The organism is Paenibacillus glucanolyticus (genome assembly GCF_037333485.1).
Lineage (GTDB): Bacteria > Bacillota > Bacilli > Paenibacillales > Paenibacillaceae > Paenibacillus_AQ > Paenibacillus_AQ glucanolyticus.
The window spans coordinates 3,077,726-3,095,596 of record NZ_CP147845.1 but is presented as its reverse complement, the minus strand read 5'-3'; the positions used below and the strand labels follow the sequence as shown (position 1 = coordinate 3,095,596).

The 17,871-nt window shown below is 48.1% G+C and carries 16 protein-coding genes; 1 reads left to right on the top strand and 15 read right to left on the bottom strand.

The window, feature by feature from the left end; translation table 11 throughout:
* Nucleotides 1-319: 319 nt before the first annotated feature.
* From WDY75_RS14665 to WDY75_RS14610, 12 genes are all read right to left on the bottom strand, one after another.
* A complete protein-coding gene (locus WDY75_RS14665) occupies nucleotides 320-472 on the bottom strand; it encodes an aldo/keto reductase (protein WP_081742709.1) in 153 nt (50 codons plus the stop codon).
* Between the two features lie 137 nt (nucleotides 473-609).
* Nucleotides 610-2,886 carry an FAD-dependent oxidoreductase gene (locus WDY75_RS14660; RefSeq protein ID WP_063480662.1) on the bottom strand — a complete coding sequence of 759 codons (2,277 nt, stop codon included), beginning with the start codon at nucleotides 2,884-2,886 and terminating at the stop codon, nucleotides 610-612.
* 18 nt (nucleotides 2,887-2,904) lie between these two features.
* Nucleotides 2,905-3,735 carry a carbohydrate ABC transporter permease gene (locus WDY75_RS14655; protein ID WP_063480661.1) on the bottom strand — a complete coding sequence of 277 codons (831 nt, stop codon included), beginning with the start codon at nucleotides 3,733-3,735 and terminating at the stop codon, nucleotides 2,905-2,907.
* Nucleotides 3,736-3,750: 15 nt separating this feature from the next.
* Nucleotides 3,751-4,635 (bottom strand): carbohydrate ABC transporter permease, encoded by an 885-nt coding sequence (locus WDY75_RS14650; protein ID WP_036637654.1) that lies wholly within the window; start codon nucleotides 4,633-4,635, stop codon nucleotides 3,751-3,753.
* A gap of 106 nt (nucleotides 4,636-4,741) precedes the next feature.
* Complete coding sequence (locus tag WDY75_RS14645) at nucleotides 4,742-6,073, bottom strand: ABC transporter substrate-binding protein (protein ID WP_063480660.1); 1,332 nt, start codon at nucleotides 6,071-6,073, stop codon at nucleotides 4,742-4,744.
* A gap of 94 nt (nucleotides 6,074-6,167) precedes the next feature.
* Nucleotides 6,168-6,935 carry a response regulator gene (locus WDY75_RS14640; RefSeq protein WP_063480659.1) on the bottom strand — a complete coding sequence of 256 codons (768 nt, stop codon included), beginning with the start codon at nucleotides 6,933-6,935 and terminating at the stop codon, nucleotides 6,168-6,170.
* Nucleotides 6,913-8,724 carry a sensor histidine kinase gene (locus WDY75_RS14635; RefSeq protein WP_063480658.1) on the bottom strand — a complete coding sequence of 604 codons (1,812 nt, stop codon included), beginning with the start codon at nucleotides 8,722-8,724 and terminating at the stop codon, nucleotides 6,913-6,915. The genes WDY75_RS14640 and WDY75_RS14635 overlap by 23 nt, the downstream gene beginning before the upstream one ends.
* A 400-nt stretch (nucleotides 8,725-9,124) precedes the next feature.
* The gene (locus tag WDY75_RS14630; protein WP_197477188.1) at nucleotides 9,125-10,111 is read right to left on the bottom strand and encodes a S41 family peptidase; all 987 of its coding nucleotides are present in this window, start codon (nucleotides 10,109-10,111) and stop codon (nucleotides 9,125-9,127) included.
* Between the two features lie 56 nt (nucleotides 10,112-10,167).
* Nucleotides 10,168-10,710, bottom strand: coding sequence for a GNAT family N-acetyltransferase (locus tag WDY75_RS14625; protein ID WP_082834471.1), 543 nt, complete (start codon nucleotides 10,708-10,710; stop codon nucleotides 10,168-10,170).
* A gap of 205 nt (nucleotides 10,711-10,915) precedes the next feature.
* Nucleotides 10,916-11,755: a formylglycine-generating enzyme family protein gene (locus WDY75_RS14620; RefSeq protein WP_006210463.1), complete on the bottom strand. Its 840-nt coding sequence runs from the start codon at nucleotides 11,753-11,755 to the stop codon at nucleotides 10,916-10,918.
* A 13-nt stretch (nucleotides 11,756-11,768) separates the two neighbouring features.
* Nucleotides 11,769-11,969, bottom strand: coding sequence for a hypothetical protein (locus tag WDY75_RS14615; protein WP_063480657.1), 201 nt, complete (start codon nucleotides 11,967-11,969; stop codon nucleotides 11,769-11,771).
* 76 nt (nucleotides 11,970-12,045) lie between these two features.
* Nucleotides 12,046-12,681, bottom strand: coding sequence for a glycoside hydrolase family 11 protein (locus WDY75_RS14610; protein WP_036637641.1), 636 nt, complete (start codon nucleotides 12,679-12,681; stop codon nucleotides 12,046-12,048).
* A gap of 407 nt (nucleotides 12,682-13,088) precedes the next feature.
* On the opposite strand from WDY75_RS14610, the gene WDY75_RS14605 reads away from it, so the two are divergent.
* The gene (locus WDY75_RS14605) at nucleotides 13,089-14,552 is read left to right on the top strand and encodes a chitinase (protein WP_063480656.1); all 1,464 of its coding nucleotides are present in this window, start codon (nucleotides 13,089-13,091) and stop codon (nucleotides 14,550-14,552) included.
* A 210-nt stretch (nucleotides 14,553-14,762) separates the two neighbouring features.
* On the opposite strand, the gene WDY75_RS14600 is transcribed toward WDY75_RS14605, so the two are convergent.
* From WDY75_RS14600 to WDY75_RS14590, 3 genes are all read right to left on the bottom strand, one after another.
* Nucleotides 14,763-15,473: a lipase family protein gene (locus tag WDY75_RS14600; RefSeq protein WP_006210473.1), complete on the bottom strand. Its 711-nt coding sequence runs from the start codon at nucleotides 15,471-15,473 to the stop codon at nucleotides 14,763-14,765.
* 195 nt (nucleotides 15,474-15,668) lie between these two features.
* Nucleotides 15,669-16,976: a CehA/McbA family metallohydrolase gene (locus WDY75_RS14595; RefSeq protein ID WP_063480655.1), complete on the bottom strand. Its 1,308-nt coding sequence runs from the start codon at nucleotides 16,974-16,976 to the stop codon at nucleotides 15,669-15,671.
* Nucleotides 16,977-16,999: 23 nt separating this feature from the next.
* Nucleotides 17,000-17,866, bottom strand: coding sequence for a carbohydrate ABC transporter permease (locus WDY75_RS14590; protein ID WP_036637634.1), 867 nt, complete (start codon nucleotides 17,864-17,866; stop codon nucleotides 17,000-17,002).
* Nucleotides 17,867-17,871 lie beyond the last annotated feature (5 nt).

Here is a 17,871-nt window from a genome sequence, read left to right as displayed (position 1 = left end):
CTACAAGTCTCTTCGATCTTTGCGCTTATGTAACAAATGTACTCAATCGACACCATTTAGTGTCGTTTTGATTATAGGCCACCCTTTGGTGTCGCGTCAACATTCTCTCATAACTGCCTGCGTTGGTATCTCAACGGATAATACAGCTGAATCGATGGATTAGAAACAAAACTAACAGAAGCAGCGGATAACCACAGCGAGAGCTGACCTTCATGAATGAACCATGAATCCATAACAGCAAAAATAACCAGTTCGACTTTATCAGCGACTGGTTATTTTTATTCGTTTCTGGAAGGATTTGATCACGGCAACACGAGGTTTACTTTTTAAGAACTGCCCATGAAGCATCACTAATTTCGTCCATTTCACTTCGCGTCAAAGAGAAGTTCATTGCTTTGACATTCTCCTCGGCATGTTTCACTTTAGTGGCTCCAGGAATCGCAATTATGCCCTCGCCTTGAGCGTGTATCATCCCATTCAAAGCAATCTGTGTCGGTGAGGCATGGTATTTCACTGCAAGCTATTCAAGAGTTTCGATAAGAGGCCATGATTTTCTTAAACCGGACGCACGGAAACCCGAGCTCCACTTTCTCGGACCCTTGATCGCTCTTACGAGGTCTTCATTTCGATGCTATGAACCTCATATATTCGAATCTCGATTACTTCTGCTCGTTCACTGCCGTTCGTTTCCTTGATGACGACCCTGATTCGGTTCGATGGTATCGGCTCCTCAAATCGATGGATCTTTTTGCGTGTACGATTATGGTTATCACCGGCAACCGTTACCCACTCCCCATCCATATATGCCTGCAGCTCATATGCCTTAACCAGCTCCGGAATGATCAGGAACGGCGTCTCGTGATGATGCAGATTGATCAAATCCTCATTGACGTCATTATTGAAGGTAAGATGGATCTCCCGGATATCCGCTCGTTCTGGGAGCTCAACTTCCACCCATTCTACCCGGCCGTTTACGAGGGGCTCCGATACCCACATCTGCGGACCTCCATAAGGACGAACATAACCGCTAACCACTTTGTCAGCCGAATAAGCGCTGGTCTCAACCGCAAAACAGAACGGCTTGCGGACAAGGCCTCTCATCGACCATTCGATCACCAGCTGATCCGGCTGATGGTCCTCCAGATCGGAGCTGACTACCGGCTTGGCCCCGCGTTCGAATGCGAGCACGCCGGTGAGGGGTACCTCAGATGTAAAGAGACTTGCTGCCTCATTGGCGCGGACAATAACAAATCCATTGCACGGTTTATCGCCAAACAGCATCCGGTCCGCCGGAATATCCAGCCACTGCTTCTCACCGGCAGCAACCTCAATGATCAAAGTCTGCCTGTGATTTGCAGGCACATAGTTCTCATCGCGTCCCGTATCCCACAGCTCGATGTTCAACTGCGTGGTTTCCCTGGCGGTAACCAGGATACGGAGTCCTTCAACCTCTCCATCAGCCGGGAACAACAATCCAACGTCCGATATGAGTCGATACTCTTGAGCAGCGTTATCGAGCCGTATGCCCTTCATTGTGCTCGACGCGCTGACAACTCCTTTCTTTGCCAAGTCATGAACATCCTCATTACGCAGACCGATGATCGAAGCATCGGTGCGCAGCATCGTTTGCTGGAGCTCAGACAGGTGCCGCTCCCGCAATTCGCGCGGCGTGATCCTTTTCATAACGGACAATGCGGCACCAACGCCGGCTGCTTCGCCCATCACCGCACAGGTCGCCATGACGCGCGTCGTTCCGAAGGCCACATGTGTTGCACTAATATTCCGTCCGGCGAACAGCAGATTGCTTACGTTCCTCGAGTAAAGCGAACCGAATGGAATATGATAAATGCCGTCCATATGCAAATGCTTCGAGCCGCTTTCAGTTGCATACATCCCTTGCGGCGGATGAAGATCGATAGACCACCCGCCAAAAGCTACCCTATCTTCGAACGAACGCTGCGCAATAACATCGTTCTGCGTCAATATGGAATCCCCCAGAAAACGGCGGTATTCGCGTTTACCCGGAATCGATCCTACCCATTCCAAGGTCATATGATCGGCTTCAAACTCCCCCGAGTTCTTGATATAGTCCCATATGCCGTAAATGACCGACCATAACTCATCCCGGATCCGCTCGTTCTCATGGACCGTATCCAGCTCGCCTCCCCATTCAATCCACCAATAATGACAGCCGGAGTCACCGCTTCGAATGACGCGTTTGATCGGAATCGACGTTGTGGTAATATCTTTTGCAAAAGACGGGGCCACGAAACGCACGGGTTTCTCCGTTTCTTTAGTATAGAACAGCAAGGTGCTGCCGAGCGTGATGTCGTCAGCCACTTCCGGGGCCCAATCCTCTAAGAACTCGTGCCTGGCTTCACGCCCGATGCGGTATGCTGCTCCTGCAAGAAAACCAATGAGTCCGTCGCCTGTACAGTCGAGAAAAATCTCGCTTTCGAACGTAATTTCGCGCTCCGATCCCATCATCCAGCCTGTGACGCTGCGAATCACCCGGTTATCCAGTTCTCCGACAGCTTCAACCTCTCTTACATCCGTATTCAGGAACAGCGTGAGGTTCGGCTCGGCTCTGACGGCATCCAACAACGTGACATCCCATAAATAGGGATTGCCTTCCGGATTGCGATATTGGTTTTCTATAAACAGTTCTCCCATGATGCCGGTCTCCCTGGCATAACGGTTCACTCCGTGCCCGGTTGCCCCGCATACCCATACGCGTACCTCGGAGCTGGAGTTGCCGCCAAGCACAGGGCGATTATGGACAAGCGCAACCTTTTGCCCCAGTCTTGCTGCTGCAATTGCGGCGCTAATTCCGGCCAGACCTCCTCCAATGACGGTTATATGCGAATTTACTGTCTCTTGTCTCAATGTATGAACCTCCTTCGATTAGCCTTTAACTGCCGAACTCGATATACCTTGGATGATATATTTCTGTCCTATCAGGAATATTAGAATCATAGGAACGATTGCCGCTGAAGAAGCAGCCATCATGCCATTATAGTCAACGTTGTTTTCCAGAACGAAATTTTGCAGGCCAAGCGGAATCGTATAGAGCTCCGGACTTGTCAGAAACACGAGCGCATTCTCATAATCATTCCATTGCCAGGAGAAGTCGATAATGGCAAACGTCGCAATCGCTGGCTTGGCTAACGGCAGAATCAGCTTGAAGAATATCCGAAAATGGCCGGCTCCGTCCAAAAACGCAGATTCGGTAATCTCCTTCGGTATCCCGAGGAAAAACTGGCGCAGCATGAAGACTCCGAATATCGAGAACATGGCGGGCAGGATGAGCGCCCAATGGGTGTTGTAAATATGAAGCCAGTTAAACATAATGAACTTCGGAACGAATACGACTTGAGGGGGAATCATCATCATGGACAAATACACCATGAACAATGTATCCCGGCCTTTGAATTCCGTACGGGCGAAGCCGTAGGCCGCAAGGGCTGACATGAATACGGCGCCAACCGTGCCGATAACAGCGATTTTAATCGAATTCCAGTAATAAGGAAGAAAATTATAGTTCCCAGACCATATTCGGATATGGTTACTCCAGTCGAGCCTGGAAGGAAGCCATTGCCGAAAAACTTCGCTCGGCGTTTGGAACGAGGTGCTGAGCATCCATAGGAAAGGGACAATCATAAAGAATCCGGCAATCAACATAAGAGTTGTCGTGACAAAAAGCTTAATGGAGAGGTTCTTTTTCGTTTCAATCATACTGCCTGCTCCTCTCTAGTAATGAACCCAGCGTTTTTGGCCTACCCACTGGATGATGGTAATTACGAGAATAACCGCGAACAGAAACCAGGATATCGTTGACGCATAACCCATCTCATAGTAGCTGAATGCCGTTTTGTAGACGAATAAGGACAGGATTGTCGTGCTTCCGCTTGGTCCGCCGCCCGTTATGGCTTGAATCAGAGAGAAGGATTTGACCGTCATGATCAGTCCTGTAACCAGCAGCATAAACGTTGTCGGACTAACGAGCGGCCATACGATCTTCCACGTAATCGTCGACGCGCCAGCTCCATCGATTCGCGCCGCCTCCAGCTGCTCGGTGGAGATTTCCTGCAGCGCCGCAAGGTAAATAATCATATTGTAGCCAAGCATGAACCAGATTTGTACAACGTTGATCGCATACATCGCTGAGCCTGAATCCGCAAACCATCCTGGAGGAGAGGCGACACCGATCCAACGCAGTACTTCATTGATCGGTCCTTGCGACGGCTGGAACAACAGCATCCAGACAAAAGCAACAGCAACGCCGCTAGAGATATACGGAAGGAAAAACATACCCCTGAGCAATCCCTTCAAATACACACTGCGGTTAAGCACAAGCGCTACAAGGAATGCCAGTCCCAGTGAAACCGGAACGGATAACAGGAAAATCACAGTATATTTGATCGAGGCATAGAATTGATCATCACCAAAAAGGCGTTTGATATTATCCAATCCCGTGAACGTCCAGTTCGGATTGGCAAATTGATAGTCCGTGAACATCATAAAGAAGGAAAACAGGGCAGGCAGAATGAAAAATGCCAGAATCCCCAGCATATTAGGCAGAATAAAGGCATAGCCAACCCAGCCCTGTTTCCGAATCCAGCTGTTCTTTTTCACAGAAAACACCGCCTTTCTTCTTGTTTAGAGCTTTCTAGATACAACAAAGAGAGAAGAAGGAAGCGGAAGATCCTTCTTCTCTCTTAAGGGTATTGACCATATGCGATTACTTGATATAGTCCTGGTGACGTTTAGTCATATTTGTAAGTGTTGTATCGATATCCTGCTCATTCAGGAAGTATTTCTCATATTCTTCCTTGCGGGCATCCAGCGCTTGCTGCGGAACATTCAGCTGGAACGACGGGAACTGACCGAACACCACGTTATTCAGCGATGCTGTATCGTAACTATCCTCATTCCCCTTGAGCAGCAGCTCCATCGCCTGTTGGTTATCCACACTCTTCGAGGATGGAATCCGACCACCGCTAGCCATTGGCAGCATGCCGCCATCGGCATACCATTTCGCGAACTTCCATGCCGCATCCTGATTTTTGGATTTGGCATTGACGGAGAGCATATCACCGAGTCCGCCAGCATATTTATAATCCTTCTGATCAGCGGTTACTTTCGGAATCGTTGCAAAAGCGATCTTGAAATCATGTGGAAATTCCTTCTGATTGTTGGCATTGCGGAAAATAAATTCCCCTGCGGCCAGCATGGCTGCCTCGCCTTTTAAGAAATTTGTATCTACCGGCATTTTGCTAGTTACTTGTTCGCCGTACTCCGGTGTCGATTTGTCCACGAACATCATATCATGCACGGTTTGAAGCTGCTGCTTCCAAAGATCGTTATCAAAGTTGGATGTGCCATCCGGCTTCGTTACGCCAAGACCGGCAATAGTGCCATCAATTGTAGCGGTAAAGGCGGCGTCATGCTGCATAAGGCCATACACATTCTCTTTTGTTAATTTCTTCGCGTATTCTCTCAGATCGTCCCATGTCCAGTCGACGGAAGGAACCGGAAGTCCCGCTTCATCAAGCATGTTTTTGTTAAGCCAGATGAACAGCATGTTTTTCTTTGTAGGAATCCCGTAGTATTTATCGCCGATTTTCCATTGAGCAGCATCCGGGCCCATTTGCTCATCGATGTTGTAATCCGTTTTGCTGCTGAGGTCCAAAGCGACCCCTGCGTCAACGCGTTTTTGCAGGCGGTTAATCGTATAGTTGATGAACAAGTCTGCATCCTGGGCCGTGATGAGTGCCGTATCCAGCTTCAGGTTACCCGGATCATCATTTACGTAGCGGACGTATTCCACCTGAATGTCCGGATTTTCTTTATTCCAGTTGTCAATCACCTCTTGAGGACCTGCTTCAACAGGAACCGCTCCCCAAAGCTTGAGGTTGATTTTTTCACCCGAACCGCCTGCTGAAGCTTCACTTGCCGATCCTGCATTCGCCCCTTCATTGCTGCTACTGCTGTTAATGCCTCCACATGCGCTGAGCATCGAAGCTGCCAGAGTGGTCATTAGAACTAACTTCAACCATTTTCTCCGTTTCACTCGTGGTCCCCCTCATCAAAATGATAAGCTTATTGCCTACGTCTTTAACTTTATCACCTGCCTGGCATTGGGGGTATGAACGGCGTTTGGATATTCATAGAACGAATTTTTGTTCTTTCCGGTATTCGTTTGGGGTCACACCGCACCAGCGCTTGAATATTTTGATGAAATAATTGTCGTTCTCAAAGCCTACCATTCTGCCGATTTCGCTAACCGTTTTCTCGGTTTCGGTCAGCAGCATTTTCGCCGCTTGAACGCGGCGGTTCTGGATAAAGTGCGTCAGCGTGGTGCCGGTCTTCTTCTTGAATAAATCACTGACATAACTGGCATCCATGCGGACAAATTCAGCCAATCTCTTTAATGTCACTCCCTCGGCAAAATGCTCTTCAATGTAGTTGATCATTCGGTTCAGCTCCGGGTGGTCCGTCGGTTCTTGGGCAGTCCTGTCCGGGAACCATTTATCTGCCAGGCGAAGCTTGTCCATTCTCGTCAGCTCTGCAGCCACTTTGTCCATGGCTTGCTTGAGTCCCTTCAAATCCAGAGAAAGCTTCATCAAATAGCCAGAAGCCCCGTACTCCACCGCTTGCCTGGCATACTCGAACTCACTTACTGCCGTCAGCATGACAAACCGGCACTGGAAACCTTCCTCCCTCGTCAGCTGCAATAATCGGACGCCATCCATTCGCGGCATAAAAATGTCGGAGATGACAACATCGGGCTGCAGCTCCCGAATCAATTGCAGGCCCTCCTCACCATTTACCGCTTCACCTACAATTTCGAACGGAATATCCGCCTTCGCAAACAACTTGCGCAAGCTTGCTCTCGCGTATTGTTCATCTTCAACGATCAGCGTGCGCCACATACGCGCTCCCCTCCTTCAAATAGGGTTTGGATAGCAATAACGGGAAATGCATAACAACCTTCGTTCCTTCGTCCGTCGACTCGATCAGAAGTCCTGTCGGCTGGTTCTTAAACATAAGCTCCAGGCTTTCCCGGAGATTTTGGAGGCCAATGCTTTTTCGTTTCCGGTTGGACTGATTCTCCTGCGATCGCTTAATCCCCATGCCATTATCCACAACTTCCAAATAAAGCAGCGAATTGCGGCTTGATGCACAAATGACGATTTGCCCCTCATGATGGGATTGTCCAAACCCATGGAGCAGCGAATTTTCTACCAGCGGCTGCAGGCAGAATTTCGGAATCAGCGCATACTCCAGATCCTCGCTTACTTCATACTGAATCTCGATGCCGTGCCCGAATCGTTTCCGCTGGATATCCATATAGGATTCGACCAGTACAATTTCGTCCTTCAGAAGAATGAGGTCAACCTCCAAATTCAGCGTCGTTTCCAATATGTTGCCAAGCGCAACACAAATCTCGTAAATCTCATCTTCATCCTTATCCAGCGCGATACTCTTGATGGTGTTCAGCGTGTTCAGCAGAAAATGAGGATTCATCTGACTGAGCAGCACCTGAAACCGGACAAATTGCTTTTGACGCTCCTCAAGCTTTAACCGCTCCAACAGATTATTAATGTCTGCAATCATGTAATTGAAGCTTCGGGTCAACGCCAGTAATTCACCCCGACCCTGTTCCGGAAGCTTGGTCTTCAAATTCAATTTTACGGTGGTCTCCATTTTTCGCTGAAGCAGCTTCAAAGGCCCGGTGACCGTTGAAGAAATGAGGTAAGTCAAGAGTACAAACAGCAGCAGGATAGCCCCATAAACGGTATAAAACCTCTGCTTCTGTTTGTTCACTTCTTCAAACAACAAGGACAGCGGCACCTTCTTCACGAGATAACCGTCCAGCTCTTGAATCTTGCTGTAGGTATACATCGTATGATTGTTCACAATGGATTGGGAGGAGGAATCCGCTCCCGCGCTCTGACTGGCTGCTGCAATAGTAGATGACACGGTAGACGGCACGTCCTCTTCCGAATCCGATTGAAGCAGCGTATGTCCGTTTGCATCCAGCAGGAAATAGGCGCCTTCCCCATGTCTGCCGAATGTTTTTTCCTCGAACCAGCCCTCATAATCGATACTAAAACGTCCGTAAGCAAATGGCTTCAATCCATCGTCACGCAGCAATGCGTAAAGGCTCAGCATCCGAATGCCCTGCCTCTCTCGGACCTCCGTCGTGTGATCATCGGATGCCCAGATGTAACGCTGTCCCCCTGCCCTTTTCAGCTCCTGCACCCAGGGCTCGGAGCTCATGGCGGCATAATTCAGGGAGCTCACCGGTGTATACGAGGTGTAAGCGTTTCCTTTTAAATCGATTAAAGTGTAGAAAACCGTAGCTCCTGTTAGGAAAAAGCTGTTTTCAATACCTGCAAATTTATTTTCAACGATTCGTTTTCGATGGATAGCATCATATAATTCCGGCTGCTGCATGACTTGGCGGAGGACGGAATCCTGTTCCAGCAGCATCCCGGTTTTCATCACAAGGCTCATCAAATCGATAAGATCGTATTTGATGCCTTCGAGCTGCTTGATGTTGCTGTCCGAAGCATTCCGCTGGAGTATCGTTTCCGTTTCCCGGAAGTTGTAGAGGAATAACAGCGCAATCGGCGCGAGGAGAAACAACAGAAAGGAAAACAAGATTCGGTGTTTAAAGGTTTCAGGCGTTATTCGTCGTAACCATCTGGTCAACATGATTATGGCTCAGCCCTCCAATCGGTGTGTATCTCCCAATTTACTTGAGGTTACACTTGATCGCAACCCTAATTTTTTTAAGCTCAAACGAACAGATCCTGAAGAAACGTAAACCAGACCTTGATAGAGTCTGGTTTACGCTTTTGAATCGGCATTTCTATGGATCTATACTTGTCATGTATGTATTAGGCAATCCCAAATCCTCATATAATACTACGCCTGTACGGTGTGCTGCCGTATGAACGCGACTAGATCCGTCACGCGAACGAATCAGTGCAACACGCTTTAAAACAAAAAAAGCCGCGAATTCCGCGACTTTATCCTCATATCCCATGCTGCGTTCCTTAGCCGAACAATTGGAGCATAGGTTTTTATCATAACCGGCCGATCATTCATTTCCTTACAGCTGCTTCAATTGGTTCTCGGCTTCCTTTACTATAAATCCATATTCGTTTCTGTCCTGATATAAAGATATTACGTGTTTAAGAGCAAGTTTATACGCCGTTTCATATGCCTCATGTTGAGTTGTCTCAACGTCCGGCGTCACGCCTATTCCCTCCCAATTGGTTTGGGTAACGGGATTAATCGCTCGTCCATCCGGGATAAATATTCCAAAGTGTTTCGTTAATTGATGAACGGCTCCAGGATTGGCTCCTCCTGCTGTAACTTCTCCAATCATGGTTGCCCGCTTTAAGTTTTTTAGATTATATGTAAACTCCTCCGCAGCAGAGAATGTTCTGTGGCTCGTTAATACATAAACAGGTTTGTTTCCATACCGTTTTCCGGGCACATACGATAACGTCCAAGACTGACTTATAACATCGTTTGCCCGCGAATAAAAACTGTTTAAGTGAAAAGGTTCGGAATCAAACAAATAACTTGTGATAAAGGCAACCATCGATGGGCTCCCGCCACCGTTATTCCGTAAATCAAAGATAAGCGCGTCCGTGTTAGCCACCAAATTCATTGCATTTACTGCAGCCTCGCCTGCAAACTCTGGATCGTGAAAACCTCGCAAATGGATATAACCAATGTTCCCCGCAAGACGTTCAATTCTATGAAAACCATAATTATCGAGCTTTGCATGCAGGAGATATTCCTCCCTTTGCTCCTTCTCACTAATCTTCATATCAACCGACTTCTCTTGTTCCGTGTATCGTAATTTCAAATGCTTGTCTTTACTAATTTCCCGAAGGTCATATGTGACTTGTTCACAAAAAGCTTCTGCGTTTTTAATCGCTTCATATTCTTTTCCGACTAACTTATGCTCCAAGTAATTTCCCATTTCTTCAGCAACATCGGGAAACACATAATGATTATTTAACGCTTTGGCTAATGAATGGATTACCTCTTCATGAGCCCAACCCCTCATCTGGTTAGCTTCCACGATCATCATCCCCTCTAAATTATTGTTCAAAACGGACCCGTTGAAAAACAATTGATCTATCTGCTCTCGGAGGGATTGATAAGTGCAAGAACCTGATGATCCTCCCATACCCCGTTGATCTTCACGTTGCTTCGGGCTATGCCTTCTTTGTGGAACCCTGCATGCTCAAGCACGCGTATGGAGCCGGGATTCCGGGGAGAGGCCTCCCCTACGATCCGGTGAAACCGAAGCTCCTCGAAGGCATAGCGTACCACCTGTTTTACGGCTTCTGTCATATAACCCTTGCCGTTATGATTCTGGTCCAGGCTGTATCCGATCATACAGCTCTGAAGCGGGTCCCGTACCACGAAGGACAGCCCTATACTACCAATAATCCGGTCGTCCTCGGTGCGGCATATCACGAAGTCATATTTCCGGTCCTCCTCCCTGTCCGTCTTACTTTTCCTAATCATTTGGAGCTGATGCTCCTCTGTATAGAACGCTTCCGGGTTGCTTGGTGAGAAGTTCTCAAAAAAGACCCGATTGCGATTGTACATGTCTGTCAATTCTGCGGCGTCCGCTTCCTCCGGAAATCGGACATATACTTGCTGCTCTATCATCTGCACCATCCCCACCAACTCATAAAATGTAAGGAGATTATAGCACAGGATGGAAAGGGGCAGATATTGCGATTCGCAAAACAAAAAAAGCCGCGAATTGCGCGACTTCCCAGACCTATATGCTCTTGTCCAACGAGACTTCGCTGAGCGCGTTGTTCCCCTTATTCCTGGAGATAAAAGTGATGCTTTGTCTGCCTTGTTCCGACTATTCTCCGCGAACGACACGAAGGCCTTGATCAGGACCGAAGCCATTCGCATCAAACTTGCCTCGGAAGGATATCTCGTTGTTGCTGACGTCACCCATCCAACCGCCGCCCTTCACAAGCCGGTAGGAGCCGGTCCGGCTGTCCGAATCGCCATGCCACTCCCAGCACCATTCCCTTACGTTGCCAGACATATCGTAAATGCCTAACTCATTGGGTTTCCGGGTACCGATCGATTTGGTTTGATTGCGGTTGTTCTCTATGGCTGGCCAGTTCCAATTTCCGGTTAAGGGTTTGTTCCCGGCGTTTTTCCAATACCATGCGACCTCGTCGGCATTATTGCTGCCGCTGTATATGTAACCCTTGCTCGCCTGACCTCCGCCTGCAGCATATTCCCACTCCGCTTCGGTTGGCAATCGGTAACCGTTAGCCCCCTCATGGATCGTGACTATCCATTTTATATTATCGTTCTCATTGTTATTATTCGGGTCCTTTTTGTTCTTGTCTATATTGTAAAACGGATTTAAACCCTCTTTTAGACTTCTTTGATTACAGTATTCCACAGCGTCATACCAGCTCACCATCTCTACGGGTAAATTGTCGCCTTTGAATCCCGAGGGATTACTGCCCATGACTTCGGCCCATTCTTTTTGGGTGACCTCATATTTGCCGATATAAAAATTCGATAGGGTCATGCCTTCTCCAGCGTAATTGGAGTTGTTATTCTTAAAAGTTCCGCCCTCCACGAATACAAGATCATTCTTCGATTCAGGTTTTTCTTCCGAACATGCGCTGATCACAACCACTGCTGCTATTAAAAGAAACATGAATAGCTTTCTCATTGACATATCTCCTTTAAGCCTGATAGGAAAAATGATAAACGATGGTAGCCTGCTGCTCGGCTCCGGCAAGACATAGGCCGCTGTTCCCGTTAATTCCGCTAGCCCTGCCCAGCACAACGGGACCGATGGATACAACGGGAGGAGAACGGCCAATCGGCCGTCCTCCAATGTTGAAGTCCACTTTGGTATGACATAATTTATCCGCGTAATTCATTACCGGTAGCTTGAAACACCGAATGAGTAAGCGGTTTCAATTCTGATCGTTCGTTGTGTTGCCTTCAATGCACCCGTTACCATACCGTTACGTTGGAGCTGCCGCTGCTCTGATAGCCCTCTGTCGCTAACACCTGATAGGCCCAGCTGCTTCCCAGATTCATTCCTTTGCTGGCCCATGCATTCACATGATTGCTGAACGTAATACTTGAGTTGACGCCGGTCGCTCTCTTCGATTGCCGAACACTCCAGTACTGGGCAAACGTTTGTGTCCCGTCAATGGAAGGAGCGTTGTATCTCATTGTCGTATAGATGTCATATGTGCCCCCATCACTCGTCACCGTGCCTTTATGTGTTCCCGTAGGCCGATACGTCCCCCAGCTGTCCACAACGTAGTATTCGATGAGTGAGTTCCGGGTCCATCCATAAAGGGTCAAATACCCATTGCCGGACGGCGCCCAGACACCGGCATTATAGTTAATTGTCCGGTTTGGAGATCCGGTATTCCAGCCTTTACCGACTACGAAATTCCCGGTATTTTGCCAGGTCACGCTGTAATTGCCGCCGGACCCATTAACGGCATTGACCGTACCGCCGCCATCCGTCCAATTTTGCCAGTAGTCCGTAGCTGCACTTGAGGTTGATGCAAACAAGCCAAAACTCATGGATGCTGCAAGAATGACCGTCATCAATTTCTTACTAAACCTAAACATAATCTACCTCCTCAGATTTTTGTCATTGCCTCATACGTCTGCATGTCGATTGGTTCGCTATGCAGCACATCCCTTATCCTGTATGTTTTTTCCTTTACCTCCTTTCTAAGTAAATTATAGAATGATAGCGATTTCATAACACTTCACAAATTAAATATGTTACATCAATTATTTTGCAATTTGAAATATTCTGAGTTTAAATTGATTCTCCAGATCTATTGAGAATAATTAACATTTAAAGTAAATTATGCTTATCAAACCAAGAGCAATGATACGCAGAGGAAATCGTTTCACACCAACACGTAAGCGCTGTCAATCACTAGTTTTCCGTCAAGTTTTGAAAGGAGGCGATGTGCTTTACGCAGGTAGACAAAATCTGATAAACGATTAGTGAGGAGGAATTAATGATGAGAAAGGGCATATTCGGGGCGCTGGGTAAATCCAAAATGATGCTGCCTCTATTGATTGTCGTAGCTATGATGATGAGCTTGTTCCCGCGCGAGGTTTCAGCAGCAGAACGGGGTGCATGGGCACCCAATGTGGCTTACGCCGTAAACGATACCGTCACTTACAGTGGAAAGACGTACAAGGCTATTCAGCCCCATACCTCATTGACAGGCTGGGAACCACCCAATGTTCCGGCATTGTGGCAGCAGGTTCAAGGCGGCGGAGGCTCCGATACGGTAGCTCCCACAGCTCCCGCGAACGTAACCGTGAGCGGAGTCACCTCCTCCAGCGTAACTTTGTCCTGGCAGGCCTCCACGGATAATGTAGGTGTGACAGGTTATGATGTATACCAAGGTACATCACTTGCAGTAACCGTAACCTCGAATACAGCGACAATCACCGGGCTCTCCGCCAAGACAACCTATTCTTTCAAGATCGTTGCCAAGGACGCTGCTGGAAACCTTTCTCCAGCCAGTGCAACGGTGAGTGCAACAACAGCCGAGGGAACTCCTGGCGGTGTTGGCCAACTGCCGAAGCATATATTGACAGGATACTGGCAAAATTTTGTCAATGGTGCTACCAATGTGAAAGTGAGAAATATACCGGATCAGTACGATATCATTGTATTAGCCTTCGCAGAGATGGACCCTGCTAATCCCGGAGGTGTCACCTTTACGGTTAATTCTGCCCTATCCAATGCTCTCGGCGGGTACACAGAAGCTGAGCTGATCTCGGATATCCAGGCTAAACGTGCTCAAGGCAAGAAGGTTATTATATCTATTGGAGGAGAACTGGGGAACGTCAATCTTAATAACCCTTCGCCGAATGTAACGAATTTTGTGAACAGCGTTTATGGGATCATCACGAAATTTGGACTGGATGGATTGGACGTTGACCTGGAGCATGGCATGAATGTACCTAATTTAACCAATGCGATTCGTCAATTGAAGCAAAAAGTCGGGAATGATTTTGTATTGACGATGGCTCCGCAAACCATCGACATGCAGAATCCAAATACATCTTATAGCCAGCTTTATAACAATCTGAAGGATATAACGACCGTGGTGAACGTGCAGTACTATAATTCCGGATGCATGCTGGGTCGTGACGGAAAATGTTACAGCCAGGGAACCGTTGATTTCCTTACGGCTCTTTCGGACTTGACGCTGCAGTGGGTGTCTCCTTCCCAATTGGGATTGGGCGTGCCAGCTACCCCTTCAGCTGCAGGGGGAGGATATGTTTCCCCTACGGTTGTCAATAATGCACTGAATTGTCTTGCAACCGGAAACAGCTGTGGAAGTTATAAGCCAGTAGCTAAATACCCTGATATCCGAGGAGCGATGACATGGTCCATTAACTGGGATGCAACCACGAATTATACCCTTGCCAAGACAGTAAGACCATTCTTGAGCACACTCCCTTAATATCAGGGAGCTGCTTGCTGAGAGCCGGTCCAATCAATAACCAGCCATAGTGCTGCCAGAACTAATATAAATTTCTTCACTGACTGCCCATCAAAAGTCGCCGCTTTCTTCCGTTGACGGAAAGAAGCGGCGGCTTTTTGACTTGACTCCATTTTCGGATGCATTAGCAGTCCTGTTGCTGGATCTCCAGCAAGGTATCTATTTTCACGCTCAACGGTCCGGGCAAATGTTATGGATTTGGGAGATCAGCTCTTCTGAATTGGTACGGAACGCTTGGTTCGAATCCGTCCATGTTGAATTGAGAAAATACGAGGCATGAAATCGCCAGCCCTGATGGTCCGGATTAAAATCCATCTGAATTTCGCGCCCCGGCTTCCCTCGGTACAACCTGGATCCTGGCTTACGCCAGCTGCCGATTTGGGTGATCCTGTCCGGGTTCTGTCCAGTAATATAGGTGAATCTTTCATTATATGGAATGTCCTTCACATAAAACTTGGGGCAGCCCACAGCAAATACCTGCACATGCTGAATATCGTGTTTGTCCTCCAAATAAAGTCCTGCCCGATAGGCAATTACACCTCCGGCGCTGTGTCCGATAAGGATCAGGCGATCTGCATCTGATGCATGCTGAAGAATGATTTGCGCTGCCTTGGTAACTCGCCGGGACTGATCGCGAGCCAGATCATAGCCAACCTGCGTAAGCTGCCGGGCCAGCAAACGCAAGGTTGAGGAGCCCTTGGTGCCGTTTGCCATACCGTAGGGAAAGATCATCACGATCTTAGCTTGCTGATAGCTTTTGGCAATCTCACTGGCAGCCGCTTCAAAATTATTCCGATACGTCAACACACCAGCAAAAAAGAAAACCACCGTGCGGCACTGTGTTGTGCATGCGCTATTGGAGGATACAAACGTCTCTGTCATTCCACAGTCCCCTTCTTGTCTATTAATCACATTCAGCGCACTCATGCTGTTGGAGAAGTATTACCCCTATGATAAACAAAACTTCAGTTCAGTTCAAAGGCAGCCTGGGACAACAACTCCTATCAATAAAAACAAAAAAAGCCGCGGTTTCCGCGACTTCTCCAGGCTCTAAGCTCAAAATTTCGTCCTTCCCCATTAGTCCCGGACTATCACGTTGGTATTAAAATAGATCGGATTGGTCAATGCAGCCATCATCGTCCTTTCCACCTGTTGAAAATACCGCCAGATTTCGGCTCGCAGAAAGCGCCGTTCCTTAGCATCAAATCTAAGTGTCCTTTCCCCATCCGTTTCAGCAGCGATCTCCTCTTCAAAGCCTCGTTCGCTGTATAGCCGAACCAGATCACCGGCACGCAAACCATCCAATTGAACAACTACGTCTTGATCAGCCTGATCAAATGGCACTTCATCTCCAATTCCAAACTCGCCGCATTGGAGGCTAGCAAACGGCCCGTCAGGGGCATGAGTGATTACGACATGACCCTGAACAATGCCGTCCAGCACTCGCTCCACGGTTTTTTCCTCAGACCAGACCCATACACATGGCATTGCATGCTTCACGTGCGGACCCGGACGATGCACGTCACTTCCGCCCACCGCTACCAGACGTTTGCCCTTGACGAGCTGCTCCTGCCACCAGGAAAGCGCGCGTCGGTTTCGCTCATCCCAGGGGCCGTTCCACACCTCCACCCCGTCGTGATCCACTTCGAAGTCCCATTCCCATGGGCAATGATCACAGTGTGTGTGATTTAATACAATTTTGGCCCCCCGCTCACGCGCAATCCGAAACTTCTCATGTACATCGGACATCTCTGTTACACGGAAATCATCCATGGGGCTCATAGCTCCGAGAAAATTGCTATGCCCGAAATTCGTTGTAAATTCCGTACCCGGAATCATCAGAACCGATGTTTCTCGGGGATACGCGAGGTTTTGACTGCTCGTATTGTGATCTGTCATCGCGATAAAATCGCATCCCAGACTCTCCATAATGGCTGCATTCTCTTCCAGTGTATAGGCACCATCGCTATGAACGCTGTGCGTGTGAAGGTCTCCCTTCAACCAGCGCGGTGTCTTGTGCATAAACTCAATGTCGATCGTTACCGTGCAGCCTTCTTCCGGTACCTTGTAGGCATTATGAAGTACAGCCCATTCGCCCGGAGCCAGCGCTCCCGGCAGATAACCCGGGGTCGCTTGGCTCTGACCGATGTTAAATTCCTGACGCGCTCCCCCGCTCCAGCCTCTGACTCTGACGCTGTCCCGTACACCAAGATCAATCACCGCTGAGGATTCCCTGCCGTATGCTTCCACCTGATAGCGCACGTGGATTTCCTCAACCTGCTCCGGCATTTGGAACGGAACCTCAATGTACGTGCTTTGCTCCGAATGCTCAATATATCGCTTGAAAGTAGCAGAAGAACGCCGCTGCGCGTTTGAGTTTGCCATGTGTATCCCTCCTGATTCCTGCCTTATTCTTTATTTGCTCCAACAAACATCCCTTTAACAAAATACTTTTGCACATACGGGTAGATGATGATAAGCGGAAGCAGGGCAATGACAATGCCTGCCATCCTGACATTGGTCGTGATCATGAAATTGCTGGAGGTTGCGTCGTTATCCACGATGAGTGATTTCAACGCAATTTGCAGCGTATATTTGGACGAGTCGTTAATATAGAGCACGGCCGGTGTAAATTGATTCCAGCGACTGACAAACTCGAACAGAGTGACCGTTGCCAGTCCCGCTCTGGCAAGAGGCAGATACATCGTAAAGAATATCCGATAATCGCCAGCTCCGTCGATCCGCGCTGATTCTGACATCTCATAAGGGACGCTTAAAAAGAAGTTTCGCATGAGCATTACGCTGAAGCCGGATACGAAACCCGAAAGAATCAGCGAACTCAGCGTGTTAAGGAGTCCCAAGTCCTTATTCACAATATACAAAGGAATCATAATGGCCTCGCTTGGAATCATCATGGTCAGAAGGATCGCGGATAACATCCACTTCTTTCCCGGAAGTCCTCTCTGGATCAGCACGTAACCTGCCATAGAGCTTAAGAAAACATGACAAACGGTACCTACCACAGTCACGATGACGTTATTCGTAAAAGGCAAATAGAGCTTCATGCGGCTCCATACCGTGGAGAAGCCCTCTACGCTGAATTCTTTGGGCCAGAGCACAATGCCTGGCTGCATGGAAGCAAAATTAGATGAAAATGCAAGCGCAAGCGTATTTAAAAACGGAATCACCATGGTCAATACGAGCAGAAGGAGAAACAAAATATTGATCGTATCAAAAATACGGCTCGGATAACTTATTTTTTTCATTGATTTCATATATC

Excerpts from the sequence above, each read along its gene's own strand:
- WDY75_RS14635 (WP_063480658.1), bottom strand. The coding sequence starts at position 8,724 with ATGTTGACCAGATGGTTACGACGAATAACGCCTGAAACCTTTAAACAC.
- WDY75_RS14640 (WP_063480659.1), bottom strand. The coding sequence starts at position 6,935 with ATGTGGCGCACGCTGATCGTTGAAGATGAACAATACGCGAGAGCAAGC.
- WDY75_RS14655 (WP_063480661.1), bottom strand. The coding sequence starts at position 3,735 with ATGATTGAAACGAAAAAGAACCTCTCCATTAAGCTTTTTGTCACGACA.
- WDY75_RS14665 (WP_081742709.1), bottom strand. The coding sequence starts at position 472 with ATGATACACGCTCAAGGCGAGGGCATAATTGCGATTCCTGGAGCCACT.
- WDY75_RS14590 (WP_036637634.1), bottom strand. The coding sequence starts at position 17,866 with ATGAAATCAATGAAAAAAATAAGTTATCCGAGCCGTATTTTTGATACG.
- WDY75_RS14615 (WP_063480657.1), bottom strand. The coding sequence starts at position 11,969 with ATGAATTACGCGGATAAATTATGTCATACCAAAGTGGACTTCAACATT.
- WDY75_RS14600 (WP_006210473.1), bottom strand. The coding sequence starts at position 15,473 with ATGACAGAGACGTTTGTATCCTCCAATAGCGCATGCACAACACAGTGC.
- WDY75_RS14595 (WP_063480655.1), bottom strand. The coding sequence starts at position 16,976 with ATGGCAAACTCAAACGCGCAGCGGCGTTCTTCTGCTACTTTCAAGCGA.
- WDY75_RS14620 (WP_006210463.1), bottom strand. The coding sequence starts at position 11,755 with ATGAGAAAGCTATTCATGTTTCTTTTAATAGCAGCAGTGGTTGTGATC.
- WDY75_RS14625 (WP_082834471.1), bottom strand. The coding sequence starts at position 10,710 with ATGATAGAGCAGCAAGTATATGTCCGATTTCCGGAGGAAGCGGACGCC.
- WDY75_RS14610 (WP_036637641.1), bottom strand. The coding sequence starts at position 12,681 with ATGTTTAGGTTTAGTAAGAAATTGATGACGGTCATTCTTGCAGCATCC.
- WDY75_RS14605 (WP_063480656.1), top strand. The coding sequence starts at position 13,089 with ATGAGAAAGGGCATATTCGGGGCGCTGGGTAAATCCAAAATGATGCTG.